The following is a 25,856-nucleotide window of genomic DNA, read 5'->3' as shown; positions in this document are numbered from 1 at the left end:
AAATCGGGGCGAGGTCCGGCGAAACCGGCAGTCAGGCCGTCGCGGCGGCCATCGTCGGGCGCGCGGGCGTGCCCGCCGAAACGGTCAGTACGTCGTAGCCGGTTTCCGTCACCAGCACCGTGTGCTCCCATTGGGCCGAGAGGCTGCGGTCCTTGGTCTTGACGGTCCACTGGTCCGGCATGGTGCGGATGTCGCGCCGGCCGGCGTTGATCATCGGCTCGATAGTGAAGATCATGCCGGCTTGCAACTCGAACCCCGTGCCGGGACGGCCGTAATGCAGAATCTGCGGATCTTCGTGGAACACCGTGCCGATGCCATGTCCGCAATATTCGCGCACCACGCTGTAGCCTTGCGCCTCGGCGTGCTTCTGGATTGCATAGCCGATGTCGCCAAGATGCGCGCCCGGGCGCACCTGGTCGATGCCGAGCCACATGCACTCGAAAGTCGTCTGAACGAGCCGCTTCGCGAGAATCGAACCCTCGCCGACGATGAACATGCGGCTCGTATCGCCGAAATAGCCTTCTTTGATCACCGTGATGTCGATGTTCAGCGCGTCGCCGTTCTTCAGCGTCTTGTCGCCAGGAATGCCGTGGCAGATCACGTCGTTGACGGAAATGCAGGTGGCCTTGGGGTAGGGCGGATAGCCCGGCGGCTGATAGTTCAGCGGCGCGGGCACCGTGCCCTGTTCCTTCAGCATGTATTCGTGACACAGGCGGTCGAGCTCGCCGGTCGTAATGCCGGCGGTGACGAACGGCGTGATGTAGTCGAGCACTTCGCTCGCAAGCTTGCAGGCGACGCGCATCTGCGCGATATCGTGTTCGTTTTTGAGCGTAATAGCCATGAGTCGGGCCTGAAATGCGATTTATTTCGGGATTATCGCACCATATTGTGGCTGCCGCAGTGTTTTGCCGCCTTTTGCCGGCCTTTTCAAATATGGCGCGCCTTTGCGCTCTTGGCAAACAACGCCGCTGACGACTCGGCCGGCGAGCGTCCGGTGCAACCCGGCGGCGGCAAGCGGAGCTACCGGCGGGTTGAGTCGGCCGATAGCCGCGTGCTATAATCTTTGGCTAAGTCGATCCCCGTTTTGCCTTTGCTGTGCCTATTGTGTGATCGTTGTCATGGTTCGGACCGACTCTGGGCTGAAAATGGCAGCATCGAGTCAGCGGCATTGAAAAGCAGATTGGAGTGAGGCTTCCCGTGGCGCATGCTGCCTGAGCCACGGGGGTGAAAGCAGCAGCAAGGCAACACCGAGCCAACACCACGCAACACCAAGGCAGCAGACTCGCAAGCCGGCGCACCCAGGGTGTCCGCCGCGTTCAGCCAGGCAAGACAAGACTTGACATGGCAGCGCGGCAGATACGGCAGCCGGCTTAAGACCCAACCCTCGCGGAGATTTTCATGGCAGTTACCATGCGTCAAATGCTGGAAGCCGGTGTCCACTTCGGTCACCAAACGCGCTTCTGGAACCCGAAGATGGCTCCCTTCATTTTCGGCCATCGCAACAAGATTCACATCATCAACCTCGAAAAGACGCTGCCGATGTACAACGACGCGCTGAAGTACGCGCGTCAGCTGGCGGCAAATCGCGGCACCATCCTGTTCGTCGGCACGAAGCGTCAGTCGCGCGACACGATCGCCCAGGAAGCGCAGCGCGCCGGCATGCCGTTCGTCAACGCACGCTGGCTCGGCGGCATGCTGACCAACTTCAAGACGCTGAAGGTATCGATCAAGCGCCTGAAGGACATGGAAGCGGCGCTGGAAGCAGGCGAAACCGAACGCATGAGCAAGAAGGAAGCGCTGCTGTTCGAACGCGAAATGGCCAAGCTGCAAAAGTCGATCGGCGGCGTGAAGGACATGGGCGGTATTCCGGACGCGATTTTCGTGGTCGACGTCGGCTACCACAAGATTGCCGTGACCGAAGCGAACAAGCTCGGCGTGCCGGTCATCGCAGTGGTCGATACGAACCACTCGCCGGAAGGCATCGACTACGTGATCCCAGGTAACGACGACGCCAGCAAGGCCGTCGCTCTGTACGCGGCCGGCGTGGCTGACGCGATCCTCGAAGGCCGCGCCAATGCGGTCAACGAAGTGGTGCAGGCTGCGCGCGGCGACGACGGCGACGAGTTCGTCGAGGTCAACGCGGAAGCGTAAAGCTGCCCCGTGTCCGGCAAAAAAGGGGGCTTTCTACAGGCCCCCTTTTTTTAAGTCGCGACGTTGTAGTGGGGCGCTGTCTCCTTGCTGGAGCGGTGCCCGAAGCGTTGTTCGCAAAAAGATGCGCATAACGCTGAAACGAATTCTTGCCGCCGGTATCGAAGTCCGGGCGGCGTGTGATAGACGCAAACACAGACGCAACACAGACGGAACTCAAGGAGCAAATGATGGCGGCAATTACCGCAAGCATGGTTGCAGAACTGCGCGCAAAGACCGACGCGCCGATGATGGAATGCAAGAAGGCGCTGACGGAAGCCGACGGCGACATGGCGCGCGCTGAAGAGCTGCTGCGCGTGAAGCTGGGCAACAAGGCGAGCAAGGCTGCATCGCGCGTCACGGCTGAAGGCGTGGTCGCTTCGTTCATCGGCGGCAACGCAGGATCGCTCGTCGAGCTGAACTGCGAAACCGACTTCGTTTCGAAGAACGACGACTTCCTGGCTTTCTCGAAGAAGATCGCCGAGCTGGTCGCCGCGCAAAACCCGGCTGACGTCGCTGCCCTGTCGGCGCTGCCGCTCGACGGCCAAACCGTCGACGCAGTGCGCCTCGCACTGGTCGGCAAGATCGGTGAAAACCTGTCAATCCGCCGTTTCGTGCGCTTCGAGACGTCGAACAAGCTGGCGGCGTACCTGCACGGCACACGCATCGGCGTGCTGGTTGAGTACACGGGCGCGGACGAGCAGGTGGGCAAGGACGTGGCCATGCACATCGCCGCCATGAAGCCCGTCTCGCTGTCGTCGGACGACGTGCCGGCGGACCTGATCGCCAAGGAACGCAGCATCGCTGAACAGAAGGCCGCCGAATCCGGCAAGCCGGCTGAAATCGTCGCCAAGATGGTCGAGGGCAGCGTGCAGAAGTACCTGAAGGAAGTATCGCTGCTGAACCAGACGTTCGTTAAGAACGACAAGCAGACGATCGAACAGATGCTGAAGGCTGGCAACGCGAGCGTCCAGAAGTTCGCACTGTTCGTGGTCGGCGAAGGCATCGAGAAGAAGCAGGACGACTTCGCTGCTGAAGTTGCCGCTCAAGTGGCTGCTGCAAAGCAACAATAAGTTTCAACGAGCTTTAGCCAGTACCGTGGTACCCGCGGCAGAGCAAGACTGTGCCGCGGTCGGCGGCGCCGCAAGGCTGCGCGCGGGCGGATCCTCGCTGCGCAGCCGCCGTTGACGAGTCCCGAGGGCTCATCAATTTGGCGGCGCTTGCCCGAATCAGCGTTTCACCCCTACATTAGTCCCTTGTTGTTGCCCTGTTCTGCGCGATCTGGATACCCCCTATGCCCACTGCCTACAAACGCGTCCTGCTCAAACTCTCCGGTGAAGCTCTGATGGGCGACGATGCCTTTGGCATCAATCGCGCGACCATCGAACGAATGGTGGCGGACGTGGCCGAAGTGGTCCGTCTCGGAACGCAGTTGGCCGTGGTGATTGGCGGCGGCAATATTTTTCGCGGCGTCGCGGGCGGCGCGGCCGGTATGGACCGTGCTACAGCCGACTATATGGGCATGCTGGCCACCATGATGAACGCGCTGGCGTTGCAGGATGCCATGCGTCATGCCGGCATCGAGGCGCGTGTGCAATCGGCGCTGCGTATGGATCAGGTGGTCGAGCCGTACATCCGTCCGCGCGCGATTCGCCAGCTCGAAGAAGGAAAAGTCGTGATTTTTGCGGCCGGCACCGGCAACCCGTTCTTCACGACCGACACGGCCGCTGCGCTGCGCGGTTCGGAAATCGGCGCGGAAGTCGTGCTGAAAGCCACCAAGGTTGACGGCGTCTATTCAGCCGACCCGAAGAAAGATCCGAGCGCGACGCGCTACACCACGATCAGCTTCGACGAGGCAATCGGCCGCAATCTGCAGGTCATGGACGCCACGGCGTTCGCGTTGTGCCGCGATCAGAAGCTGCCGATTCGCGTGTTTTCGATCGTCAAGCCGGGTGCGCTGAAGCGCATCGTGCTCGGCGAGGACGAAGGCACGCTCGTCCACGTGTAAACTCTCGTTCACATAACGTGGGCTTTGACGCGAGCCCGGGCCGCCGCATACCGCGCGTGCTGGCCGGCTCACACCGTTTTGAAGGTTCGGAGGTTTAAAAATGTCTGTGGCTGATATCAGAAAGGGCGCTGAACAAAAGATGCAGCGCTCCATCGACGCGTTCAAGAACGATCTGTCGAAAATCCGGACGGGCCGTGCACACACGGGCCTGCTCGATCACATCCAGTGCGATTACTACGGTTCGCCGGTGCCGATTTCCCAAGTGGCGAACCTGACGCTGATCGACGCACGCACGATCGGCGTGCAGCCGTGGGAAAAGAAGATGGTTCAGGTGGTCGAAAAGGCGATCCGCGAGTCGGACCTCGGTCTGAACCCGGCCACCCAGGGCGACGTGATACGCGTGCCGATGCCCGCGCTGACCGAAGAACGCCGCCGCGAACTGACCAAAGTGGTCAAGAGCGAAGCCGAAACGGCCAAGATCGCTGTCCGCAACCTGCGCCGTGATGCGAACGAGCAACTGAAGAAGCTCGTTAAAGATAAGGAAATTTCAGAAGACGACGAGCGTCGCGCAGGCGACGACGTTCAGAAGTTGACGGACAAATTCGTCGCTGAGATCGACAAGCTCGTCGTGACCAAAGAAGCGGAGATCATGACGGTCTGAGCTCATCCGGCTTCGAAGAAAACGCCGGGCCGCCCCCGGTTTTCTTGCGGTTTTCGTGCAGCTTCCGGGCCGGCGCGAAATGTGAACCGTGAAGCGCCAGCTCTGGAGCACGCACCAGTTTCACGGTTTTTACTTCTTCATTTGCAGTTATTGTCCCGACGGCCATGACCTACACCAGCTCAACCGTGCGCGTGCCTGATGTCGCCGCGGTGCCGCGACATATCGCGATCATCATGGATGGCAACGGCCGCTGGGCCACCCAGCGCCGCTTGCCGCGCGTGGCCGGGCATACGCGCGGCGTCGACGCGGTGCGTGCGGCCGTCGAGGCGTGCGCCCGCCAGGGCGTCGAATACCTGACGCTGTTTGCCTTCAGCTCGGAAAACTGGCGCCGCCCGAACGACGAAGTGTCGTTCCTCATGCGCCTGTTCGTCACCGCGCTTGAGCGCGAAATTGGCAAGCTGCACGCGAACGGCATCCGTCTGCGGGTGGTCGGCGACCTCGATCGGTTCGATGCGCGCATCCGTGACCTGATCAAGCGCGCGGAGACCAAGACCGCGCGCAATACGCGCCTCACGCTCACTATCGCCGCGAATTACGGCGGCCGCTGGGACATCATGCAGGCCACCCGCAAGCTTGCGGAACAATCGGCGCTGGCGGGCAAGGCCGTCGAGATCAACGAGGAATCGTTCGCCGAGCACCTGTCCATGGCTTATGCGCCAGAGCCGGATCTGTTCATCCGCACCGGCGGCGAGCGGCGCGTCAGCAATTTCCTGCTCTGGCAGCTCGCCTACACAGAGTTCTACTTCACCGACACGTTCTGGCCGGATTTCGACGCCGACGCGCTCGGTCACGCTATCGCTTCGTATGCGGAGCGCGAGCGCCGTTTCGGCCGCACCAGTGCTCAACTCGAGCCGCAATCGCAAAACGTCGATTCGCTTCCATGCTAAAAACCCGTGTCATCACGGCGATTGTGCTCCTGGCGGTGTTCCTGCCCGTCACGTTGTTCGCTCCGGTTGGCGCATTCGGCGCGCTGATCGCTTTCGTTGTCGTGTTCGCCGCATGGGAGTGGGCGCGCCTGCTCAAGCTCGGCGGCGCCGGCCCGGTGATCTACGCGCTGGTCGCCGCGGTCGCACTGGTCGCGAGCACGCGGCTTGGCATCGGCGTCGACGGAGCCCGGCCGTTTTATCAGGCGGCCGCTATCTTCTGGGTGATCGCCGGTCCGTTCGTGCTGCTGCGCAAGCCGGCGCTCGCGCAAGGCGCCTGGCGCAGCTTCCTGTTCCTTGCCGGGATTGTGGTATTCGTCGCGTGCTGGCATGCTCTCGTCGCCGCGCGGATGCAGGGCGTGTCTTTCGTGCTGTCGCTGCTCCTGTTGGTATGGCTCGCCGATATCGGCGCATACTTCTCTGGGAAGGCGTTCGGCAAGCACAAGCTCGCGCCCGCCATCAGTCCGGGCAAGACGTGGGAGGGCGCAATCGGCGGCTGGGTCGTGGTGATGATCGTCGCGGCGGCGGCCGTCTTTTTGCATGTGTTCGGGCCGACCTTGTATTCTGAGTTATGGGCCCATTGGGGCGCCGCGCGCACGCTGCTCGTACTGACCTTGCTGGTGGCATTCAGCGTGGTGGGTGACCTTTTTGAATCCATGTTGAAACGCCAGGCCGGCGTGAAAGATTCGAGCGGCCTGTTGCCGGGGCACGGCGGCGTGCTCGATCGCATCGACGCTTTGTTGCCGGTGCTGCCGCTTGCCATGCTGCTGCTCGGCTAGAGAAAGAGATATGCAAAAACGTCTGACATTGCTCGGTTCCACGGGCTCGATTGGAGACAGCACGCTCGACGTCGTCGCGCGTCATCCGCAGCGGTTTTCGATTTATGCGCTCACCGCGCACCGCAACGGCGACAAGCTCGTCGAGCAATGCCTGCGCTTTCAGCCCGAAGTTGCGGTGGTCGGCGACGCCGACACCGCCGCGCGCGTCGCGGGCAAGCTGCGCGAAGCCGGCTGCAAGACCGAAGTCACCTACGGGGCTCAGGCGCTCGTCGACGTGTCGGAGAGCAGCGGCTGCGACACCGTGGTGGCGGCAATCGTCGGCGCGGCGGGCCTCGCGCCGAGCCTCGCCGCCGCGTGCGCCGGCAAGCGGATTCTGCTTGCCAACAAGGAAGCGCTGGTCATGTCCGGCGCGATCTTCATGGACGCGGTCCACGACAACGGCGCTGTGCTGTTGCCGGTCGACAGCGAACATAACGCGATTTTCCAGTGCCTGCCGCGCGAAGCCGCACTGCATGGCGGCGTCTCCAAGATCATTCTCACCGCTTCGGGCGGACCGTTTCGCACGCGTGAACCGGCCACGCTTGTCGACGTCACGCCGGAAGAAGCCTGCAAGCATCCGAACTGGGTGATGGGCCGCAAGATCTCGGTCGACTCTGCCACGATGATGAACAAAGGCCTCGAAGTGATCGAGGCGCATTGGCTGTTCGGTTTGCCGGGCGAGCGCATCGACGTGCTGATTCATCCGCAAAGCGTGATTCACTCGCTGGTTTCGTACGCCGACGGCTCGGTCCTCGCACAACTCGGCAATCCCGACATGCGCACGCCGATCGCCCACGCGCTCGCGTTCCCGGATCGCGTGGACTCGGGCGTCGCGCAACTCGATCTGGTGCAAATCGCGTCGCTGTCGTTTGAGAAGCCGGACTATACGCGTTTCCCGTGTCTGGCACTGGCTATGAAGGCGCTCGCCGAAGGCGGCGTCGCCAGCGCGGCGCTTAACGCCGCGAACGAAATTGCTGTTGAAGCGTTCCTGTCGCGCCAGATCGGCTTCATGGCGATCGCGCAAGTGGTCGACTCGGTGCTGAACGCGTTGCCGAACCGCAGCGCGCACGCGCTTGAAGACGTGATCGAAGCGGACGCCGTCGCGCGCCGTGCCGCCGCCGAATTCATTGCACGTCTGCCTGACGCCGCCCGTCGCACGGAACGCGCCGTCCAGTGAGGCGCATATGAATCTGCTGATCGAACTACTCGCCTTCGCGGTCGCGATTGGCGTGCTTGTGGTCGTCCACGAATATGGGCATTACAGCGTGGCGCGGCTGTGCGGCGTCAAGGTGCTGCGCTTTTCGATCGGCTTCGGCAAGCCGCTATTTCAGTGGGTCAGTCCGAAGAGCGGCACCGAGTGGACTATTGCCGCGCTGCCGCTCGGCGGTTACGTGAAGATGCTCGACGAGCGTGAGACCGGCGGTCCGCCGATCCCCGCTGAGTCGTTGCCGCATGCGTTCAACCGGCAGTCTGTGTGGCGCCGTATCGCGATCGTCGCGGCTGGGCCCGTTGCGAACTTCCTGCTGGCTATCGTGCTGTTCGGCCTCGTGTTCGCCACGGGCGTGACCGAACCGGCGGCCATTCTGGCCACGCCCGCGCCGAACACCGCAGCGGCCGCCGCCGGTTTCGAAGGCGCGGAAACCGTGGTCGCGGTGCGCGGCGAGAACGCCGCCGAATCGGAGCCGGTGCGCTCGTGGTCGGATCTGCGCTGGAAGCTGCTCGGTGCGGCGTTCGATCACAAGCGCATCGTGCTGAGCGCCAAAGGCCAGAACGGCACGTCCGATTTTCAGCTCGATCTGCGCGATATCAGCGAGAAGGATGTCGACGACGACTTCATGTCGCGGCTCGGTTTCGAACCCGGCGGCGGCAAGCTGACGGTTGCGGGCGTACAGCCAGGTAGTGCAGCGCAGAAAGCGGGCCTTGTTCCTGGCGATCGCTTGCGGGCGGTCAACGGTATCGCAACCGACAGCGCCACGGCCTTCATCGGGTATGTAAAATCGCACGCCGGCAAGCCTTTGACGCTGCAAGTCGAACGTGGAGTTCCAGGCCAGGCGCAGCGGCAAGGTGAAGGTCAAGGTCAAGGTCAAGGTGAAGGTCAAGGTCAAGGTCAAGGTCAAGGTCAAGGCAAGCTCGAAGACATCACGATCGTTCCGCAAGCGCAGCGCGACGAAGCAACCGGGCAGCAGATTGGCCGCATCGGCGCGGAACTGTCGACCCAGGTGCCGTCGATCAACGTGCGTTACGGACCTGTCGAAAGCCTGCAACTGGGCGCGCGCCGTACGTGGGATCTCGCGGTTTACTCGGTGCGCATGTTCGGCCGCATGATCGTTGGCGATGCTTCGCTAAAAAATCTTTCGGGTCCTGTGACGATCGCCGATTACGCAGGAAAGAGCGCACGTCTAGGTCCTTCTGCATTTTTGTCGTTCCTGGCCCTTGTCAGTATTAGCCTCGGCGTACTGAACCTGTTACCGATTCCGGTATTGGACGGGGGTCATCTGTTATATTATTTGGTTGAAGCCGTGACCGGTAAAGTTGTCTCCGATCGCTGGCAACTCGTTTTTCAGAGGGCGGGTCTCGCCTGCATCGTCGCTTTGTCGGCGATTGCACTGTTCAACGATCTCGCTCGTTTAATCCACTTTTAAAGTGTCCGGCGGCGCTCACAATGGCGACCGTCCGACCTGATGCAGCTATACACACTGGGGAAGCACGTTGTTTAAACCTCATCGCTTTGTTCCGAAGACGGTTATAACCGCGGCAATCGCCGCGCATGGGCTGGTTGCACACGCAACCACGCCCTTCGTGGTGCAAGACATCCGGATCGAGGGATTGCAACGCGTCGAACCTGGTACCGTGTTCGCCTATCTGCCCATCAAGCAGGGTGACACGTTCAGCGACGACAAGGCATCGGAAGCCATTCGCGCACTGTACGCAACGGGCTTTTTCAACGACGTCAAGATCGCGACCGAAGGCAATGTGGTCATCGTGCAGGTGCTGGAGCGTCCGGCTATCGGCACCATCGATTTCGCGGGCATTCACGAGTTCGACAAGGAAAACCTGACCAAGGCGCTGCGTGCCGTCGGCTTGTCGCAAGGCCGTTACTATGACAAGGCGCTGGTCGACAAGGCCGAGCAGGAGCTGAAGCGTCAGTATCTGACGCGCGGCTACTACGCGGCCGAAGTCACGACCACCATCACGCCGATCGACCGCAATCGCGTCTCGGTGCTGTTCTCGGTGGCCGAAGGGCCGAGCGCGAAGATCCGCCAGATCAACTTCATCGGCAACAAGGCGTTCAGCACGGGCACGCTGCGCGACGAAATGCAGTTGTCCACGCCGAACTGGTTCTCGTGGTACACGAAGAACGACCTGTACGCGAAAGACAAGCTCACCGGCGACCTGGAAAATGTCCGCTCGTATTATCTGAACCGCGGCTATCTCGAGTTCAATATCGAGTCGACCCAGGTGTCGATCACGCCGGACAAGAAGGACATGTATCTGACGGTCACGCTGCATGAAGGCGAGCCGTACACGATCTCGAACATCAAGCTGGCCGGCAATCTGCTCGACCGCGAGCCGGAATTGGCCAAGCTCATCAAGATCAAACCGGGCGACCGCTTTTCGGCTGAAAAGCTGCAATCCACCACCAAGGCTATCGTCGACAAACTGGGCGAATACGGCTATGCGTTTGCGACTGTCAACGCGCAGCCGCAAATCGACCAGACCAACCACAAGGTCGACCTGACGCTGCAGGTGGACCCGAGCCGCCGGGTCTACGTGCGCCGTATCAATGTGGTCGGCAACACGCGCACGCGCGACGAAGTGGTGCGCCGCGAAATGCGCCAACTCGAAAGCTCGTGGTTCGACTCGAACCGCCTCGCGCTCTCGAAAGACCGTATCAACCGTCTCGGCTACTTTACCGACGTCGACGTGACCACGATTCCCGTGGAAGGTACGCCGGACCAGGTCGACGTGGACGTCAAGGTCGCTGAAAAGCCGACCGGCGCGATCACGCTGGGCGCGGGCTTTTCGTCGACCGACAAGGTGGTGCTCTCGGCAGGCGTCTCGCAGGACAACGTGTTCGGTTCGGGCACGAGTCTCGCGGTGAACATCAACACCGCGAAAACCTACCGTACGTTGACGGTCACGCAGGTCGACCCGTACTTCACGGTCGACGGCATCAAGCGTATTACCGACGTCTACTACCGTACGTATCAGCCGCTGTACTACTCGACCGATTCCAGCTTCAAGATCGTCACGGTTGGTGGAGACCTGAAGTTCGGCATTCCCTTCTCGGAAGTCGACACCGTGTATTTCGGCGCGGGTCTTGAGCAGAACCAGCTCGACGTCGACGCCAATACGCCTGCGTCGTACAAGCAATACGTGAAGGATTTCGGCCGCGTTTCGAACAATGTGCCGGTAACGGTGGGCTGGTCGCGCGACGCGCGTGACAGCGCGCTTGTGCCGAGCCGCGGCTACTTTACGCAGGCGAACGCTGAATACGGCACGCCGATTGGCGGCACGCAATACTACAAGGCCGACATCAACGCGCAGTACTATTACTCGTTTTCGCGCGGCTTCGTGCTGGGCTTCAACTTCCAGGGCGGCTACGGCAAGGGCATGGGCGGCAAGCCATACCCGATTTTCAAGAACTACTACGCGGGCGGTATCGGTTCGGTCCGCGGCTACGAGCCGAGCTCGCTCGGCCCGCGCGACGCCACGACCGGCGATCCGATCGGCGGCTCGAAGCTGCTCGTCGGCAATATCGAATTGACCTTCCCGCTGCCGGGCACCGGCTACGATCGGACCTTGCGCGTGTTCACGTTCCTGGATGCCGGTAACGTGTGGGCCGACGCGAGTAACGCCGCCACGTCGAACGGTGCGAACGGTCTGCGTTACGGCTACGGTGTCGGTCTTGCATGGATTTCGCCGATCGGACCGCTCAAGCTCAGCCTGGGCTTCCCGCTCACCAAGCATACGGGCGACCAGTATCAGAAGTTCCAGTTCCAGATTGGGACGGCGTTCTGATCCGCGCTGCGGGCGGCTCGCCAAACAACAGTATCGAGAGGATGACTTTGCTAACCGGTATGTTTTCGAAACGTGTGGCTTGCGCGCTGGCGCTGGCAATGACGCTGGGCGTCGGAGTGGCGCACGCACAGGAAGCCAGGATTGCCGCGGTGAATTCCGACCGGATTTTGCGGGAATCCGCTGCGGCGAAAGCGGCCCAGGTCAAGCTGGAGGCCGAGTTCGCCAAGCGCGACAAGGATCTCGCGGACATGGCGCAGAAGCTGAAGTCGATGTCCGATTCGCTCGACAAGAGCGGCGCGTCGATGTCATCGGCGGATCGTGCGCAAAAGCAGCGCGATCTGTCGCAACTGGACACGGACTTTCAGCGCAAGCAACGCGAATTTCGCGAAGACCTGAATCAGCGTCGCAATGAAGAGCTGGCAGCGGTGCTGGACCGCGCGAACAAGGTGATCAAGCAGATCGCCGAGGCGCAGCACTACGATCTGATCGTGCAGGAAGCGGTGTATGTGAGCCCGCGTATCGACATCACGGATCAGGTGCTCAAGGCTCTCGCGGCCTCGGGCAATTGAACGCTGCAGCCGGCCGTTGAGGCCGGATGGAAAAACGGCCTCGGGCGCGGCTGATATCAGCGGTACAAGTTGGACTGAACAGCAGGAGACAGGATAGGCATGGCATTTACGCTCGAGGACATCGTCCAACGGTTCGGCGGTGAAGTAGTCGGAGACGGTTCGCAGCGCGTCGGCAGTCTTGCGCCGCTCGACCAGGCAGGCCCGGACCAGTTGGCGTTCCTCGCCAATCCGAAGTACCTGTCGCAAGTGGACACGACCCGTGCCGGCGCCGTCCTGATCAATGCCGATGACCTCGCCAAGCTTGCATCTCGCAGCGCGCGTAACTTCATCGTCACGCCGAATCCGTATGCTTACTTCGCGCGCGTCGCGCAAACCTTCATCGATCTGGCCGCTCCCGAAGTCACCCCCGGTATTCATCCGAGCGCGACGATCGACCCGTCCGCGCAGATTGCCGCGAGCGCGGTAATCGGGCCGCACGTCACGGTGGAAGCCGGTGCGGTCATCGGGGAAAATGTGCGGCTCGACGCGAATGTCGTGATCGGCCGTGGCACGCGCATCGGCGCGGGTTCGCATCTTTATCCGAATGTGGCCGTGTACCACGGCTGCAAGCTCGCTGAGCGCGTGATCGTGCACGCGGGCGCCGTGATCGGCTCAGACGGGTTCGGATTCGCGCCGGATTTCGTCGGCGAAGGTGAAGCGCGCACGGGTAGCTGGGTGAAGATTCCGCAAGTGGGTGGCGTGTCGATTGCGGCAGACGTCGAAATCGGCGCAAACACCACGATCGACCGTGGCGCGATGGCCGACACGATCATCGAAGAGTGCGTGAAGATCGACAACCTCGTGCAGATCGGCCACAACTGCAAGGTCGGCGCCTATACGGTGATCGCCGGTTGCGCGGGCATTGCGGGCAGCACGACGATTGGGCGTCATTGCATGATCGGTGGCGCGGTCGGCATTGCCGGGCACGTGACGCTGGCCGATTATGTGATCGTCACCGCGAAGTCGGGTGTATCGAAGTCGCTGCTGAAACCCGGCATGTACACGAGCGCGTTCCCGGCCGTGAATCACGCGGACTGGAACAAAAGTGCGGCTTTGCTGCGCAATATCGACAAGCTCCGCGACCGTATCAAGGCGCTGGAGAACGCCGCAGCGGACAAGCCGTCGAATGCGGCATCCGGCGTGTCGGGTAATTCACAGAGCGACAAAACCTGAGATATCAGGGCAGCCTCGCCGACACCGCGTAAAATAGCGGGCGAATATCAGGCAGCGAAGTCGGTTGCCGTGACCGGGTGGCACGGCCGCCGGTTCGCGGCGAGCGCCGGCGGCACGCGTTACCAACCCACCTGCACCAGCATCCGCAGTCATCACCGCGCAGTCAATGCGTGAGCAGAAACACCATGAGCACCGAAAAAATCAATCTCGACATCCATAAGATTCTCACGCTGCTGCCACATCGTTACCCGATCTTGCTGGTCGACCGGGTGCTCGAACTTGAGCCGCACAAGAGCATCAAAGCGTTGAAGAACGTGTCGATCAATGAGCCGTATTTCCAGGGGCATTTCCCGACGCGTCCGGTCATGCCAGGCGTGCTGATCCTCGAAGCGCTCGCGCAAACGGCGGCGCTGCTGACGTTCTCGGAAGAGCCGAGCGATCCGTCGAACACACTGTACCTGTTTGTCGGTATCGACAATGCGCGCTTCAAGCGCGTCGTGGAGCCGGGCGATCAGCTCATTCTGAACTGCACGTTCGAGCGGCATATGCGCGGCATCTGGAAGTTCAAGGCACGAGCCGAGGTGGATGGCGCGGTGGCGGCGGAAGCCGACCTGATGTGCGCCGTGCGGCACACGGACAAAGACGCCTGAGTCGAGGTTCGGGCAGCCGGCGCCTCCTGAGAAGCGCAGCCGGCTCGACCCAGCCCATCCAGACAACGCAACAGAATCAGAAGCGAGGACGCATGAGCAGGATTCATCCCACTGCGATCGTCGAACCGGGCGCACAACTCGACGAATCCGTCGAAATCGGACCGTATGCGGTGATCGGCGCGCATGTCACGATCGGCGCGCGGACCACGGTCGGTTCGCACAGCGTGATCGAAGGCCACACCACGCTCGGTGAAGACAACCGGATCGGCCACTACGCATCGGTCGGCGGCCGTCCGCAGGACATGAAGTACAAAGACGAGCCGACCCGGCTCGAGATCGGCAACCGCAACATGATCCGTGAGTTCACCACGATCCACACCGGGACGGTGCAGGACGCGGGCGTGACCACGCTCGGCGACGACAACTGGATCATGGCGTACGTGCACATCGGGCACGACTGCCACGTCGGCAACAACGTCATTCTGTCTAGCAATGCGCAGATGGCCGGCCACGTTACGATCGGCGACTATGCGATCGTGGGCGGCATGTCGGGCGTGCACCAGTTCGTGCGCATCGGCGCGCATTCGATGCTGGGAGGCGCTTCGGCGCTCGTTCAGGACATCCCGCCGTTCGTGATCGCAGCGGGCAACAAGGCCGAGCCGCACGGCATCAACGTCGAAGGTCTGCGCCGCCGCGGCTTCTCGCCGGACGCTATTTCGGCGCTGCGCTCCGCTTACCGTCTGCTGTACAAGAACAGCCTGTCGCTCGAAGAAGCGAAAGTGCAATTGCGTGAGCTGGCGTCCGCCGGCGGCGATGGCGATGAACCGGTGCAAACGCTGCTTGCGTTTGTCGAAGCGTCGCAACGCGGCATCATCCGCTAAGCGATGGCATTGCAACCCAGTCCGCTGCGCATCGCGATGGTGGCCGGCGAGCCGTCCGGCGACCTGCTGGCGTCGTCGCTGTTGGGCGGTCTCGCGAGCCGCCTGCCTGCCGCCACGCACTTCTACGGGATCGGCGGCCCGCGCATGATCGCCACGGGTTTCGACGCGCATTGGCCGATGGAAAAGCTGTCGGTGCGCGGCTATGTCGAAGCGCTGCGGCACATTCCCGAGATCCTCCGCATTCGCAACGATCTGAAGCGCCAACTGCTGGCTGAGCCGCCCGCGGTGTTCGTCGGCGTGGACGCGCCCGATTTCAATTTCGGGCTCGAGCATCCGTTGCGTGAGGCGGGCATTCCGACGGTTCACTTCGTTTGTCCGTCCATCTGGGCGTGGCGCGGCGGGCGCATCAAGAAGATCGCCAAAGCGGTCGACCATATGCTGTGTGTATTCCCGTTCGAAACCGCGCTGTTGGAAAAGGCGGGCGTCGCTGCATCGTACGTGGGTCATCCGCTCGCTGACGAGATTCCGCTCGAGCCGGACACGCTCGGCGCGCGCCGGGCGCTCGGTCTCGCGGAAAGCGGGCCTGTCATCGCGGTGCTGCCTGGCAGCCGCCGCTCGGAGATCGACCTGATCGGGCCGACGTTCTTCGCCGCGATGGAAATGATGCAGCACCAGGAGCCCGGTCTTCGCTTCGTGATGCCGGCGGCCACGCCGGCGTTGCGCGAAATGCTGCGCCCGCTGGTCGACTCGCACCCCGGCTTGGCGCTCACCATTACGGACGGTCAGTCGCAACTCGCCATGACCGCCGCCGACGCGATCCTCGTGAAAAGCGGCACCGTCACGCTCGAAGCGGCGCTGCTGAAAAAGCCAATGGTCATCTCGTACAAGGTGCCCTGGCTGACCGGGCAGATCATGCGCCGGCAGGGCTATCTGCCGTATGTCGGTTTGCCGAACATCCTGGCTGGACGCTTCGTTGTGCCGGAAATCCTCCAGCATTTCGCGACACCCCAAGCGCTGGCCGAAGCCACGCTGAAACAGTTGCGCGATGAAGCGAACCGGCGCACGCTGACGGAAATCTTCACGGAGATGCATCACGTGCTGAAGCAGAACACCGCGCAGCGTGCGGCCGAGGTCGTCGCGAACGTCGTCGAAAAGCGGAAGGCGCGGCCGTGACCGAGGCACGCGCACCGCGCCGCAAGACCGTTGCCGTTGCCGGCGCGGCCGCGCGGCAAGTCGGCCTGAACTTCGAGACGCCGGACGACATTATCTGCGGCGTGGATGAAGCAGGGCGCGGGCCGCTGGCCGGTCCAGTCGTGGCCGCAGCGGTGATTTTCGATCCGTCGAAGCCGATGATTCGCGGCCTCGACGACTCCAAAGCGCTGAGCGCGAAAAAGCGCGACGAGCTGTACGACAAGATCGTCGACCGCGCGCTGGCGTACTGCGTCGCTTCGGCAACGGTCGAAGAAATCGATTCGCTCAACATCCTTCATGCAACCATGCTCGCGATGAAGCGCGCGGTGGAGGGTTTGTCCGTCACGCCTACGCTGGTGAAGGTCGACGGCAATCGCTGCCCCACGCTGAGCGTTCGCAGCGAAGCGGTGATTGGCGGCGATGCGCTGGTGAAATGCATTTCGGCGGCGTCGATTCTCGCCAAAGTCACGCGTGACAGGATGCTGCTCGAACTGCATCAGACGTTCCCCGCTTACGGCTTCAACGCGCATGCCGGCTATGGCACGCCACAGCATCTCGCGGCGCTGTGGGAGCATGGACCTTGCGAGCATCATCGGCGCTCGTTTGCGCCCGTGCGCGAGGCGCATCTGCGATTCGGCACGGGTGTGCCTCTGCCGGCGGGCGAGGTCATCGTCGTGCCCGAGACGCTTGGCGACGGCATGCTCGACGACGACGCCTTCGGCGAACAGCTCGGCGCGTGAGCGTTGCGCATGAGGGGCAAGCGGCAGCGTCGCTGCCGTATCGTGCGTGATCGCCCGAAGCATAACGCTACGCCCGCCAACCTTTTCCTCACTCCTCACCGTCTTCGCTGCCTGTGAAAGCCATCACCTCGCGGGACAATCCGCTCTATAAACGCCTGAAGGCTCTCGCCGGCTCGACGCATCAACAGCGCCGCAGCGGCCATGCGCTGCTCGAAGGGTTTCATCTCGCGAGCGCCTATCTCGACGTGGCGGGACAGCCGGAAATGTGCATCGTCACCGACGGCGCGCTTCGTCACGACGAAGCTCAGGCGATCGTTTCGCGCATCGAGGATCATCGCGTCGTCACGCTGCCGGATGCGTTGTTCGGGCAGTTGTCGAATGTCGTGCACGGTGTCGGGATTCTGTTGCTCGTGGAAAAGCTCGATACGCCACTGCCGGAGACCGTCGCGCAAACGTGCCTCGTGCTCGACGGTGTGCAGGACGCAGGCAACGTCGGCTCGATTCTGCGCAGCGCGGCTGCGGCCGGCATTCAGCAGGTGTTTTGCGCAGCGGGCACGGCGTACGCGTGGTCATCGAAGGTGCTGCGCTCCGGCATGGGCGCGCACTTCCTGCTGCAGATTCATGAAGACGTCGAAGCGCAGACGTTGATCGAACGCCTTGCGGTGCCTGTCGTGATTACAGACTCGCACGGCGCCGAGGCGATTTACGATTGCGACCTGAGCGGTCCGCTTGCGTGGGTGTTCGGCAATGAAGGGGCGGGTGTGTCGCAAATCTGGCGCGACGCCGTCTCATTGCGAGTGACGATTCCCCAGCCGGGCGGCATGGAGTCGCTCAATGTCGCCGCCGCCGCGGCCGTCTGCGTGTTCGAGCAATGCAGGCAGCAGCGCGTGCTTAAGTGATGAAGCCGGGCCGCGACATTGGCTGCGGCGCGCACGTTTTTCCGCTCAATAAGACGGCCGGTCCAGCTTGATTTCCTGCAGGATCGTGGTCGCGATTTCTTCGATCGACTTATGCGTCGAAGACAGCCACTTGACCCCTTCGCGGCGCATCATCGCTTCGGCTTCGTTGATCTCGTAACGGCAATTCTCCGGCGCGGCGTATTTGCTGCCTGGCCTGCGTTCGTTGCGGATCTCCGATAGCCGCTGCGGATCGATCGACAATCCAAACATTTTCTGCCGATGCGCCAATAGCGGCGTAGGCAGTTTGCCGCGTTCGAAGTCTTCCGGAATGAGCGGATAGTTGGCTGCTTTCACGCCGTACTGCATGGCGAGATAGAGGCTCGTCGGCGTCTTGCCGCTGCGCGATACGCCGACCAGAATCACGTCGGCATCGGCGAGATTGCGGTTCGACTGGCCGTCGTCGTGCGCGAGCGAGAAGTTGATCGCCTCGATCCGGTTCTTGTATTCCTCGGTGTCCGCGTTCTGGTGGCCACGCCCCATCGCGTGGCTCGACTTCAGTTCCAGTTCCTGTTCCAGCGGCTCGACAAACGTCTGGAACATGTCCAGCACGAGCGCGTTCGAGCCTTTGACGATCTGATTCGACGCGCTATCGACAAGCGTCGTGAACACGATCGGACGGCGGCCGTCCTGCTGGATCGCTTCGTTGATCTTTTCGAGCGTGGCATAGGCCTTCTCTGTCGAGTCGACGAAAGGCACACGGACCAGACGGAATTTCTGGTCGAACTGGGAGAGGATCGAATGCGCGAAGGTTTCGGCAGTGATCCCGGTACCGTCGGAGACGATGAATACGGTGGGCGGCATCAGTGGGGCAGGGAACGTGAGCGGCAAAAAGCGCTCGAATGGAACATCGCTGCATTGACTTCGCTGCGCGGTGGCTAGCCGCAGAAGCAGAGGGTGTCGACACAGCGCGCCGTGGGCACCGCAACTACGCCGGGCCGGCCGAGGGACTCTTTCAAGGCCTCGAGAGAGCCCTTCGGCGGGTCCAGGCGCGGTTGGAAGCGCAATTCACGTCCGACGGTCACATTTCGAGAGTCGGCACGGTAGAATAGCGGCAACCTGTTGGATAAGCAATTGCGGGCGATTGGCGTCTAACTCGCTGGGAACGGTCGTTCAACGCGACGCTATCCCCGCCAAATTGAGCGGAACGGGAGGAATCGAACACGAAATTCGTTCATTCGCCTTCTTCTTCGCGCTTAGTAAGCTGTTAGGCGCCGCGCGCGATTGCTTCTCCAACAGGTTGTGCAAGACGCGAGTTCAAACGCTTCCAATGAGCGTCTCGCGTTCGAGCCCACTTGCACAGCCGTGAATTTCTTTCACACTTAGGGGCTTGTATGACTAACGCAGTTACCGTCGCAAAGGATAAGGCGTATGTAGTTCCGTTCGAGCAGTTGCGGATGACCGACGTGGAGATTGTCGGCGGCAAGAACGCGTCGCTAGGCGAGATGATCAGTCAGCTCGCCGAAGCCGGCGTGCGTGTGCCGACCGGTTTCGCCACGACGGCGCTGGCTTTCCGTGACTTCCTGCATCACAACAACCTCACCGAACGCATCGCCAAACGTCTCGAAACACTCGACGTCGACGACGTGAAGGCGCTCGCCGAAGCGGGCAAGGAGATCCGTCAATGGATCGTCGACGCGCCGATGCAGCCGCAGCTCGAGGCTGATATCCGCGCAGGCTTCGACACCTTGCAAAACAGCTCGCCTGAAGAGCTGTCGTTTGCCGTTCGTTCGTCGGCAACGGCGGAAGACTTGCCGGACGCATCGTTCGCGGGTCAGCAGGAAAGCTACCTGAACGTGGTCGGCATCGAGGACGTGCTCGATCGCATGAAGCACGTGTTCGCGTCGCTGTATAACGACCGCGCCATCTCCTATCGCGTCCACAAGGGCTTCACGCATGCTGAAGTCGCGTTGTCAGCGGGCGTGCAGCGCATGGTGCGCTCCGACGTCGGCGCGGCCGGCGTGATGTTCACGCTGGACACGGAATCCGGCTTCAAGGATGCTGTTTTCATCACGTCGAGCTATGGTCTCGGCGAAACCGTCGTGCAAGGCGCAGTGAATCCGGACGAGTTCTACGTCTACAAGACCACGCTCGCGCAAGGCAAGTATCCGATCATCCGCCGTTCGATTGGCTCCAAGCTGATCAAGATGGAATTCACGAAGGCCGGCGAAGAAGGCCGCGTGAAGACCGTGGACGTGTCGCACGAGCAGCGCAACCGCTTCTCGATCACCGACGAAGACGTGATCGAGCTCGCGAAATACGCGGTCATCATCGAGAAGCACTACGAGCGTCCGATGGACATCGAGTGGGGCAAGGACGGCCGCGACGGCAAGATCTTCATTCTGCAGGCACGTCCGGAAACAGTGAAGAGCCAGGCCGCAGGCAAGGCCGAACAGCGCTTCAAGCTGAAGGGCCAATCGAACGTGCTGGCCACGGGCCGCGCAATCGGCCAGAAGATCGGCGCAGGTCCGGTTCGCGTGATCCACGATCCGTCGGAAATGGACCGTGTGCAGCCTGGCGACGTGCTGGTTGCCGACATGACCGACCCGAACTGGGAGCCGGTCATGAAGCGCGCGTCCGCGATCGTCACGAACCGTGGCGGCCGGACCTGCCACGCGGCGATCATCGCGCGTGAGCTGGGCGTGCCGGCAGTCGTGGGCTGCGGCGACGCAACCGACGTGCTGAAGGAGGGCGCGCTCGTGACCGTGTCGTGCGCGGAAGGCGACGAAGGCAAGATCTACGACGGCCTGCTCGAAACGGAAATCACCGAAGTGCAGCGCGGCGAACTGCCGCCGATTCCGGTGAAGATCATGATGAACGTCGGCAACCCGCAACTGGCTTTCGACTTCTCGCAACTGCCGAACGCAGGTGTGGGTCTCGCGCGGCTCGAGTTCATCATCAACAACAACATCGGCGTGCATCCGAAGGCGATCCTCGAGTATCCGAACATCGATCAGGATCTGAAGAAGGCCGTGGAAAGCGTCGCTCGCGGTCACGCGTCGCCGCGCGCGTTCTACGTCGACAAGCTGACCGAAGGTATCGCGACAATCGCTGCGGCCTTCTATCCGAAGCCCGTGATCGTGCGTCTGTCGGACTTCAAGTCGAACGAGTACAAGAAGCTGATCGGCGGTTCGCGTTACGAGCCGGACGAAGAAAATCCGATGCTTGGTTTCCGCGGCGCATCGCGCTACATCGCCGAAGACTTTGCCGAGGCGTTCCAGATGGAATGCATCGCGCTGAAGAAGGTGCGCGAAGAGATGGGCCTCGACAACGTCGAGATCATGGTGCCGTTCGTGCGCACGCTGAAGCAGGCGGAGCGCGTGGTTGGCCTGCTGGAAAAGTTCGGCCTGAAGCGCGGCGAAAAAGGCCTGCGCCTGATTATGATGTGTGAAGTGCCGTCGAACGCGATTCTCGCTGAGGAGTTCCTGCAATTCTTCGACGGTTTCTCGATTGGCTCGAACGACCTGACGCAACTCACGCTCGGCCTCGACCGCGACTCCGGCATGGAACTGCTGGCCGTCGATTTCGACGAACGCGACCCGGCGGTCAAGTTCATGCTCAAGCGCGCGATCGAAACCTGCCTGCGCCTGGACAAGTACGTTGGTATCTGCGGCCAGGGCCCGTCGGATCATCCGGACTTCGCGCAATGGCTGACGGACGAAGGCATTGCGTCGATCTCGCTGAACCCCGACACGATCATCGAGACGTGGCAGCAACTGGCGAAGTCGTCGACGAAGTGAGTGAGCCGCTTGCCGCGTCCTAAGCGGCACGCATAGCGAAAGGTGCGGTATATCAAAGGCGCGTTAAAGGCCAGTCCGAGCGCGCGGTTTGCGCCGGTAATCCGCATCCGCTTCGTGCTATAAACACCCCGGTAGATCCGGGGTGTTTTGCTTTGTGGAGGTCAACGTGGCGCCAGGTGGATTGTTCTGGTGGGTCGGGGCGGGTGTGCTGGTCGTGCTGGAACTGCTGAGCGGCACTTTCTATCTGCTGATGATCGCGCTCGGTTGTGTGGCGGCGGCCATCGCGCACATAGCGGGCGCTGCCGCCGACGTGCAGTTCGCCGTCGCGGCGATCGTCGCGCTCGCGGCCGTGCTGCTGCTCAGGCGTTCAGGGTTCGGTCGCAGAACGCGCAAGGAGGCGTCGAGGAATCCTGACGTCAATCTCGACATCGGACAGACGGTGAGCGTGCCGGCGTGGCACGAGCGCCGTGCGCGGGTCAATTATCGCGGCGCGGAATGGGACGTCGAACTCGCACCGGGCGAGCCTGAAGATGCGCAGGTCTACGAGATCACGGAGTTGCGCGGCAGTTGCCTTGTCGTCGTGGCGAGACAGCGCGCGAGCCCCAGCGCCATGCTTCGTTGAGATTGGCAAAATCCCGAAAATTTAATTAATCGAACTAAAGATCGGAGGGCGGAAATGGATTCGACCATCGTCGGGGCGGTGCTGCTGGTTATCGTGATCGTGCTGGCGGCGCAGACCATCAAGATCGTGCCGCAGCAGCATGCGTGGGTGCTCGAGCGGCTCGGCCGCTATCACCGCACGCTGACGCCGGGCTTGAGCTTCGTGTTCCCGTTCGTCGACCGGATTGCGTACAAGCACATCCTCAAGGAAATTCCGCTCGAGGTGCCGAGCCAGGTCTGCATCACGCGCGACAACACGCAGTTGCAGGTGGACGGCGTGCTGTACTTCCAGGTCACCGATCCGATGAAGGCGTCGTATGGATCGAGCAACTTCGTGTTCGCGATTACGCAGTTGTCGCAGACCACGCTGCGCTCGGTGATCGGCAGACTGGAGCTCGACAAGACTTTCGAGGAGCGCGACTTCATCAACCACAGCATTGTTTCCTCGCTCGACGAAGCGGCGGCCAACTGGGGCGTGAAGGTTTTGCGCTACGAGATCAAGGACCTGACGCCGCCCAAGGAAATCCTTCACGCAATGCAGGCGCAGATCACCGCCGAGCGCGAGAAACGCGCGCTGATCGCGGCGTCCGAAGGGCGCAAGCAGGAGCAGATCAATATCGCCTCGGGCGGGCGTGAAGCCGCGATCCAGAAGTCTGAAGGCGAGCGGCAGGCAGCAATCAATCAGGCGCAAGGTCAGGCGGCGGCGATTCTTGCGGTGGCCGACGCGAATTCGCAGGCGATCCAGAAGATTGCCGCTGCGATCCAGTCGCATGGCGGTATGGAAGCGGTGAACCTGAAGGTGGCCGAACAGTACGTGAACGCGTTTGGCAATCTGGCGAAGCAGGGCACCACGTTGATCGTGCCTGGCAACCTGTCGGATATGAGTTCGATGATCGCGTCGGCGCTCGCCATTGTGAACAAAGGCAAGGGCGTGCCGGATGCACGCTGATCGTGTGGGCTCATACGCGGCTTTGGAACGGCGCTGACAAGAAAGAAATTGTCGAAGAGAAATTGGCAAAAAAAATGGCCCGCACCGTGTGGGCTATTTTCGTTGGACCTGTCGAAAGACGTGAGCTTGCCTAAGACGAAGCGCGGCATATCCGTGCAACACTTGGCATGCTTGACGAGAAGCGCGCGAGGCGGATCGCGCCTCAGCCCGGCGAGCGCATCAAACGCGCCTTTTCCCGCTCCCAGTCGCGCTTCTTCTCAGTTTCGCGCTTGTCGTGCTGCTTCTTGCCCTTAGCCAGACCGATCTCGCATTTGACGCGGCCGCCCTTGTAGTGGAAGTTCAGCGGCACCAGCGTATAGCCGCGTTGCTCGACCTTGCCGATGAGTTTGCTGATCTCTTCGCTGTGCAAAAGGAGCTTGCGCGTACGGACCGGGTCAGGCGTGATGTGGGTCGAGGCCTCCGGCAGCGGGCTGATATGCGTGCCGATCAGGAACAGCTCATTGTTACGGATCACGACGTAACCTTCCTTGATCTGGCCGCGCCCGGCACGCAAGGCCTTGACCTCCCATCCTTCGAGCACGAGCCCTGCTTCGTAGCGTTCTTCGACCGAGTAGTCGTAGAACGCTTTTCTGTTGTCGATAATGCTCATGAATGGAAAGTGCCCAACTCGTTTAAAATCACGATTTTAGCAAAGCGGGGCAAGGAAAGCCCGCGGCGCTTGTCCACCCTTGCCACGCGCTGTTCAATTTATGGCAGATGTCCAGAAAACCGTGTTGATTCGCCATTCGGCGCAACAGATGTTCGACCTCGTCACCGACGTCGCCGACTACCCCAACTTCCTGCCCTGGTGCGGCGGAGTCGAAGTCCGTCATCGGGACGATACCAGCATGGAGGCGAAGATCGACATCAACTTCAAGGGCATCAAGCAGCACTTTGCCACACGCAACAGCATGGAGCGGCCCACACGAATCGACATGGAGTTCGCCGACGGCCCATTTCGCAAGTTCACTGGCTTCTGGCGCTTCACGCCGTTGCGCGCGGACGCCTGCAAGATCGAATTCGCGCTGCACTACGAATTCACCAACATCATTCTCGAAAAGATCATTGGGCCGGTGTTCAATCACATCGCCAATACTTTCGTCGAATCGTTCGTGAAGCGCGCCGATCAGCGCTACGGTAAGGCATGAGCGAGCGTCTGTCGATTCAGGTCTGCTATGCGCTCGCCAATGAGCAGGTGCTGATTGCCGTCGAACTGCCGGTGGGTGCCACGCTGCGGCAGGCCATCGAGGCGAGCGGCGTCTTGCAGCGTTATCCTCAGATCGACCTCGACACGCAGAAGGTCGGCGTGTTCGGCAAGCTCAAGCCGCTCGATACCGTGCTGGCCGATCAGGACCGCGTCGAAATCTACCGGCCGCTGCTGGTGGATCCGAAAGTGTCTCGCCAACGCCGCGTCGAGAAAACGCGCAAGGCGGGCTCGATCGAAGGACGCCGCTGGCAGAACAGGGATTCGCGCTAGGCGCCGGTTCTCGGGCGCGCGGCCTTCAGGTGTCCGCGCGGCAGACAAGACCACGCCCTGTATAGCAACCGCGCCCCGCACACACCGCGCCTCGCGCAGAAGCGGCACTTCGCACACAGGCCGCGCCACTCACCTCAAGGCGCTGAACCCTGCGCTTTTTTCACGGTGGATGCCGCGCTGCCGGAACCGTCGTCCGCATGCTGTCGCACCGACCAGCACACGCCCGCCACCAGCAACAGGATCGCGGCGACTTCCAGCGGCCGCGGCAGCCGTTCGTCGTAGATGAACGCGTAGAGCAGCGCGAACAGCGTTTCGAACACGATCATCTGACCGGAAAGCGTCAGCGGCAGCCGTTTCGACGCCGCGTTCCACAGCCCGTTGCCGAGCCACGACGCGCCGATCGCGAGACCGAGATTGAGCATCCAGAAGCTGTGCCAGCGGCCGTCGGCGAGTTCGCCTTGTGGGCCGCCTGGCGGCAGCACGGCGATGGCGAGCCAGAGTGCCGCGGCGAGCACGCCCGTCACCACGCCCCACAGCACCGACCACTCGTTGCCGCTGAAATGCGTCTGCCGTTGCAGGTAGCGGGTGTTTTCGACAGCGAACCAGGTCCAGCAGCCGAGCGCGCCGACCGCGCAGGCCAGCCCGAGCAGTTTCGTGAGAATGCCGCCGGGCGTGCCGTCCGCAACCGTGAACACGTCGACATTGATGCAGGCGATGCCCGCCATCACCATCGCGAGCGGCCATGCAAGGCGGGCAAGCGGCACCGCGCCGCGATCGCCGCGGCCGGCGAGCGTCACCGTGACGGGCAGCACGCCGACGATCAGCGAGGCCGGCGCGATCCCGACCAGATGGACGGCGGCGGTCAGCAGCACGTAGTACAGGAGATTGCCGGCCAGCGCGAGTTTCACCAGCGCGGCGAGATCCTCGCGAGTCAGCCGTTTGACGAGCGAGCGCGCCATGGGCAACGCCGCCGCCAGCGAAACGATGCCGTACATGGTGTAGCGGCCGGCGGAAAGCAGCAGCGGCGAAAAGTCCGGCAGCACCCGCGGGACCAGAAAGACCATGCCCCATAAGGCCCCGGCCATGACTCCATATGCCACACCGCGCTGCATC

Annotated in this window: 25 protein-coding genes; 21 read left to right on the top strand and 4 right to left on the bottom strand. The window is 62.1% G+C overall.

The annotated features are described in order from the left end of the window. Window positions 1–31: 31 nt before the first annotated feature. Window positions 32–841, bottom strand: a complete 810-nt coding sequence (gene map, locus C0Z16_RS20340) for a type I methionyl aminopeptidase (protein ID WP_102633902.1) — start codon at window positions 839–841, stop codon at window positions 32–34. A gap of 557 nt (window positions 842–1,398) precedes the next feature. Here map and rpsB point away from each other — a divergent pair. The 16 genes from rpsB (at window position 1,399) to C0Z16_RS20260 (ending at window position 17,821) form a co-directional block, all read left to right on the top strand. Continuing rightward, window positions 1,399–2,151, top strand: a complete 753-nt coding sequence (rpsB, locus tag C0Z16_RS20335; protein WP_102633901.1) for a 30S ribosomal protein S2 — start codon at window positions 1,399–1,401, stop codon at window positions 2,149–2,151. A 227-nt stretch (window positions 2,152–2,378) separates the two neighbouring features. Next, entirely contained in the window at window positions 2,379–3,260 is an 882-nt protein-coding gene (tsf, locus tag C0Z16_RS20330; protein WP_102633900.1) for a translation elongation factor Ts, read from the top strand. Window positions 3,261–3,481: 221 nt separating this feature from the next. After that, window positions 3,482–4,195, top strand: coding sequence for a UMP kinase (gene pyrH / locus C0Z16_RS20325; protein WP_006048674.1), 714 nt, complete (start codon window positions 3,482–3,484; stop codon window positions 4,193–4,195). Window positions 4,196–4,295: 100 nt separating this feature from the next. After that, a complete protein-coding gene (gene frr / locus C0Z16_RS20320; protein ID WP_095418998.1) occupies window positions 4,296–4,856 on the top strand; it encodes a ribosome recycling factor in 561 nt (186 codons plus the stop codon). Window positions 4,857–5,020: 164 nt separating this feature from the next. Next, window positions 5,021–5,803 (top strand): polyprenyl diphosphate synthase, encoded by a 783-nt coding sequence (gene uppS, locus C0Z16_RS20315; RefSeq protein WP_102633899.1) that lies wholly within the window; start codon window positions 5,021–5,023, stop codon window positions 5,801–5,803. After that, window positions 5,797–6,618 carry a phosphatidate cytidylyltransferase gene (locus C0Z16_RS20310; protein ID WP_102633898.1) on the top strand — a complete coding sequence of 274 codons (822 nt, stop codon included), beginning with the start codon at window positions 5,797–5,799 and terminating at the stop codon, window positions 6,616–6,618. The genes uppS and C0Z16_RS20310 overlap by 7 nt, the downstream gene beginning before the upstream one ends. Before the next feature lie 10 nt (window positions 6,619–6,628). Next, on the top strand, window positions 6,629–7,834 hold the full coding sequence (locus C0Z16_RS20305) for a 1-deoxy-D-xylulose-5-phosphate reductoisomerase (protein ID WP_102633897.1): 1,206 nt from the start codon (window positions 6,629–6,631) through the stop codon (window positions 7,832–7,834). Window positions 7,835–7,841: 7 nt separating this feature from the next. Then, on the top strand, window positions 7,842–9,299 hold the full coding sequence (gene rseP / locus C0Z16_RS20300) for an RIP metalloprotease RseP (protein WP_102633896.1): 1,458 nt from the start codon (window positions 7,842–7,844) through the stop codon (window positions 9,297–9,299). Between the two features lie 67 nt (window positions 9,300–9,366). Beyond that, window positions 9,367–11,679: an outer membrane protein assembly factor BamA gene (gene bamA, locus C0Z16_RS20295; protein ID WP_102633895.1), complete on the top strand. Its 2,313-nt coding sequence runs from the start codon at window positions 9,367–9,369 to the stop codon at window positions 11,677–11,679. A 47-nt stretch (window positions 11,680–11,726) separates the two neighbouring features. Continuing rightward, the gene (locus C0Z16_RS20290; RefSeq protein ID WP_027799514.1) at window positions 11,727–12,248 is read left to right on the top strand and encodes an OmpH family outer membrane protein; all 522 of its coding nucleotides are present in this window, start codon (window positions 11,727–11,729) and stop codon (window positions 12,246–12,248) included. 99 nt (window positions 12,249–12,347) lie between these two features. Continuing rightward, window positions 12,348–13,460, top strand: coding sequence for a UDP-3-O-(3-hydroxymyristoyl)glucosamine N-acyltransferase (lpxD, locus tag C0Z16_RS20285; RefSeq protein WP_102633894.1), 1,113 nt, complete (start codon window positions 12,348–12,350; stop codon window positions 13,458–13,460). A 185-nt stretch (window positions 13,461–13,645) separates the two neighbouring features. Continuing rightward, window positions 13,646–14,110: a 3-hydroxyacyl-ACP dehydratase FabZ gene (gene fabZ / locus C0Z16_RS20280; protein ID WP_020065638.1), complete on the top strand. Its 465-nt coding sequence runs from the start codon at window positions 13,646–13,648 to the stop codon at window positions 14,108–14,110. Window positions 14,111–14,202: 92 nt separating this feature from the next. Then, the gene (lpxA, locus tag C0Z16_RS20275; protein WP_102633893.1) at window positions 14,203–14,991 is read left to right on the top strand and encodes an acyl-ACP--UDP-N-acetylglucosamine O-acyltransferase; all 789 of its coding nucleotides are present in this window, start codon (window positions 14,203–14,205) and stop codon (window positions 14,989–14,991) included. 3 nt (window positions 14,992–14,994) lie between these two features. Next, complete coding sequence (gene lpxB / locus C0Z16_RS20270) at window positions 14,995–16,164, top strand: lipid-A-disaccharide synthase (RefSeq protein WP_102633892.1); 1,170 nt, start codon at window positions 14,995–14,997, stop codon at window positions 16,162–16,164. Further along, window positions 16,161–16,922, top strand: a complete 762-nt coding sequence (gene rnhB, locus C0Z16_RS20265) for a ribonuclease HII (protein ID WP_102633891.1) — start codon at window positions 16,161–16,163, stop codon at window positions 16,920–16,922. Before lpxB ends, rnhB begins: the two co-directional genes overlap by 4 nt. A gap of 113 nt (window positions 16,923–17,035) precedes the next feature. Next, window positions 17,036–17,821 (top strand): TrmH family RNA methyltransferase, encoded by a 786-nt coding sequence (locus C0Z16_RS20260; protein ID WP_102633890.1) that lies wholly within the window; start codon window positions 17,036–17,038, stop codon window positions 17,819–17,821. A 45-nt stretch (window positions 17,822–17,866) separates the two neighbouring features. Here the strand turns inward: C0Z16_RS20260 and ppsR are convergent, their stop codons facing one another. Then, window positions 17,867–18,682 carry a posphoenolpyruvate synthetase regulatory kinase/phosphorylase PpsR gene (gene ppsR / locus C0Z16_RS20255; RefSeq protein WP_102633889.1) on the bottom strand — a complete coding sequence of 272 codons (816 nt, stop codon included), beginning with the start codon at window positions 18,680–18,682 and terminating at the stop codon, window positions 17,867–17,869. Between the two features lie 530 nt (window positions 18,683–19,212). Between ppsR and ppsA the strand changes: the two genes are divergently transcribed. The 3 genes from ppsA to C0Z16_RS20235 all read left to right on the top strand — a co-directional run bounded on the left by ppsA (window position 19,213) and on the right by C0Z16_RS20235 (window position 23,227). Continuing rightward, window positions 19,213–21,618, top strand: a complete 2,406-nt coding sequence (ppsA, locus tag C0Z16_RS20245; protein ID WP_102633887.1) for a phosphoenolpyruvate synthase — start codon at window positions 19,213–19,215, stop codon at window positions 21,616–21,618. A gap of 166 nt (window positions 21,619–21,784) precedes the next feature. Continuing rightward, window positions 21,785–22,240 (top strand): NfeD family protein, encoded by a 456-nt coding sequence (locus tag C0Z16_RS20240; RefSeq protein ID WP_102633886.1) that lies wholly within the window; start codon window positions 21,785–21,787, stop codon window positions 22,238–22,240. A 54-nt stretch (window positions 22,241–22,294) separates the two neighbouring features. Next, window positions 22,295–23,227, top strand: coding sequence for an SPFH domain-containing protein (locus tag C0Z16_RS20235; protein WP_102633885.1), 933 nt, complete (start codon window positions 22,295–22,297; stop codon window positions 23,225–23,227). A 202-nt stretch (window positions 23,228–23,429) separates the two neighbouring features. On the opposite strand, the gene smpB is transcribed toward C0Z16_RS20235, so the two are convergent. Further along, window positions 23,430–23,876, bottom strand: a complete 447-nt coding sequence (gene smpB / locus C0Z16_RS20230) for an SsrA-binding protein SmpB (protein WP_020065648.1) — start codon at window positions 23,874–23,876, stop codon at window positions 23,430–23,432. A gap of 100 nt (window positions 23,877–23,976) precedes the next feature. On the opposite strand from smpB, the gene C0Z16_RS20225 reads away from it, so the two are divergent. Continuing rightward, complete coding sequence (locus C0Z16_RS20225; RefSeq protein WP_102633884.1) at window positions 23,977–24,414, top strand: type II toxin-antitoxin system RatA family toxin; 438 nt, start codon at window positions 23,977–23,979, stop codon at window positions 24,412–24,414. After that, window positions 24,411–24,743 (top strand): RnfH family protein, encoded by a 333-nt coding sequence (locus C0Z16_RS20220; protein ID WP_102633883.1) that lies wholly within the window; start codon window positions 24,411–24,413, stop codon window positions 24,741–24,743. Before C0Z16_RS20225 ends, C0Z16_RS20220 begins: the two co-directional genes overlap by 4 nt. Before the next feature lie 134 nt (window positions 24,744–24,877). Here C0Z16_RS20220 and C0Z16_RS20215 read toward each other — a convergent pair whose 3' ends face one another. Then, window positions 24,878–25,855: a DMT family transporter gene (locus C0Z16_RS20215; protein WP_102633882.1), complete on the bottom strand. Its 978-nt coding sequence runs from the start codon at window positions 25,853–25,855 to the stop codon at window positions 24,878–24,880. Between the last annotated feature and the right edge of the window lies 1 nt (window position 25,856).

The sequence above is a fragment of the Paraburkholderia rhynchosiae genome (assembly GCF_002879865.1).
In the GTDB taxonomy this organism is placed as follows: Bacteria; Pseudomonadota; Gammaproteobacteria; order Burkholderiales; family Burkholderiaceae; genus Paraburkholderia; species Paraburkholderia rhynchosiae.
The sequence above is the reverse complement of the archived record's forward strand: the minus strand, read 5'-3'. Positions and strand labels throughout refer to the sequence as shown.

Bases quoted from the DNA above. Each gene is read 5' to 3' on its own strand.
- map (WP_102633902.1), bottom strand. From the start codon at position 841: ATGGCTATTACGCTCAAAAACGAACACGATATCGCGCAGATGCGCGTC.
- rpsB (WP_102633901.1), top strand. From the start codon at position 1,399: ATGGCAGTTACCATGCGTCAAATGCTGGAAGCCGGTGTCCACTTCGGT.
- tsf (WP_102633900.1), top strand. From the start codon at position 2,379: ATGGCGGCAATTACCGCAAGCATGGTTGCAGAACTGCGCGCAAAGACC.
- pyrH (WP_006048674.1), top strand. From the start codon at position 3,482: ATGCCCACTGCCTACAAACGCGTCCTGCTCAAACTCTCCGGTGAAGCT.
- frr (WP_095418998.1), top strand. From the start codon at position 4,296: ATGTCTGTGGCTGATATCAGAAAGGGCGCTGAACAAAAGATGCAGCGC.
- uppS (WP_102633899.1), top strand. From the start codon at position 5,021: ATGACCTACACCAGCTCAACCGTGCGCGTGCCTGATGTCGCCGCGGTG.
- C0Z16_RS20310 (WP_102633898.1), top strand. From the start codon at position 5,797: ATGCTAAAAACCCGTGTCATCACGGCGATTGTGCTCCTGGCGGTGTTC.
- C0Z16_RS20305 (WP_102633897.1), top strand. From the start codon at position 6,629: ATGCAAAAACGTCTGACATTGCTCGGTTCCACGGGCTCGATTGGAGAC.
- rseP (WP_102633896.1), top strand. From the start codon at position 7,842: ATGAATCTGCTGATCGAACTACTCGCCTTCGCGGTCGCGATTGGCGTG.
- lpxD (WP_102633894.1), top strand. From the start codon at position 12,348: ATGGCATTTACGCTCGAGGACATCGTCCAACGGTTCGGCGGTGAAGTA.
- fabZ (WP_020065638.1), top strand. From the start codon at position 13,646: ATGAGCACCGAAAAAATCAATCTCGACATCCATAAGATTCTCACGCTG.
- lpxA (WP_102633893.1), top strand. From the start codon at position 14,203: ATGAGCAGGATTCATCCCACTGCGATCGTCGAACCGGGCGCACAACTC.
- lpxB (WP_102633892.1), top strand. From the start codon at position 14,995: ATGGCATTGCAACCCAGTCCGCTGCGCATCGCGATGGTGGCCGGCGAG.
- ppsR (WP_102633889.1), bottom strand. From the start codon at position 18,682: ATGCCGCCCACCGTATTCATCGTCTCCGACGGTACCGGGATCACTGCC.
- ppsA (WP_102633887.1), top strand. From the start codon at position 19,213: ATGACTAACGCAGTTACCGTCGCAAAGGATAAGGCGTATGTAGTTCCG.
- C0Z16_RS20235 (WP_102633885.1), top strand. From the start codon at position 22,295: ATGGATTCGACCATCGTCGGGGCGGTGCTGCTGGTTATCGTGATCGTG.
- smpB (WP_020065648.1), bottom strand. From the start codon at position 23,876: ATGAGCATTATCGACAACAGAAAAGCGTTCTACGACTACTCGGTCGAA.
- C0Z16_RS20225 (WP_102633884.1), top strand. From the start codon at position 23,977: ATGGCAGATGTCCAGAAAACCGTGTTGATTCGCCATTCGGCGCAACAG.
- C0Z16_RS20220 (WP_102633883.1), top strand. From the start codon at position 24,411: ATGAGCGAGCGTCTGTCGATTCAGGTCTGCTATGCGCTCGCCAATGAG.
- C0Z16_RS20215 (WP_102633882.1), bottom strand. From the start codon at position 25,855: ATGCAGCGCGGTGTGGCATATGGAGTCATGGCCGGGGCCTTATGGGGC.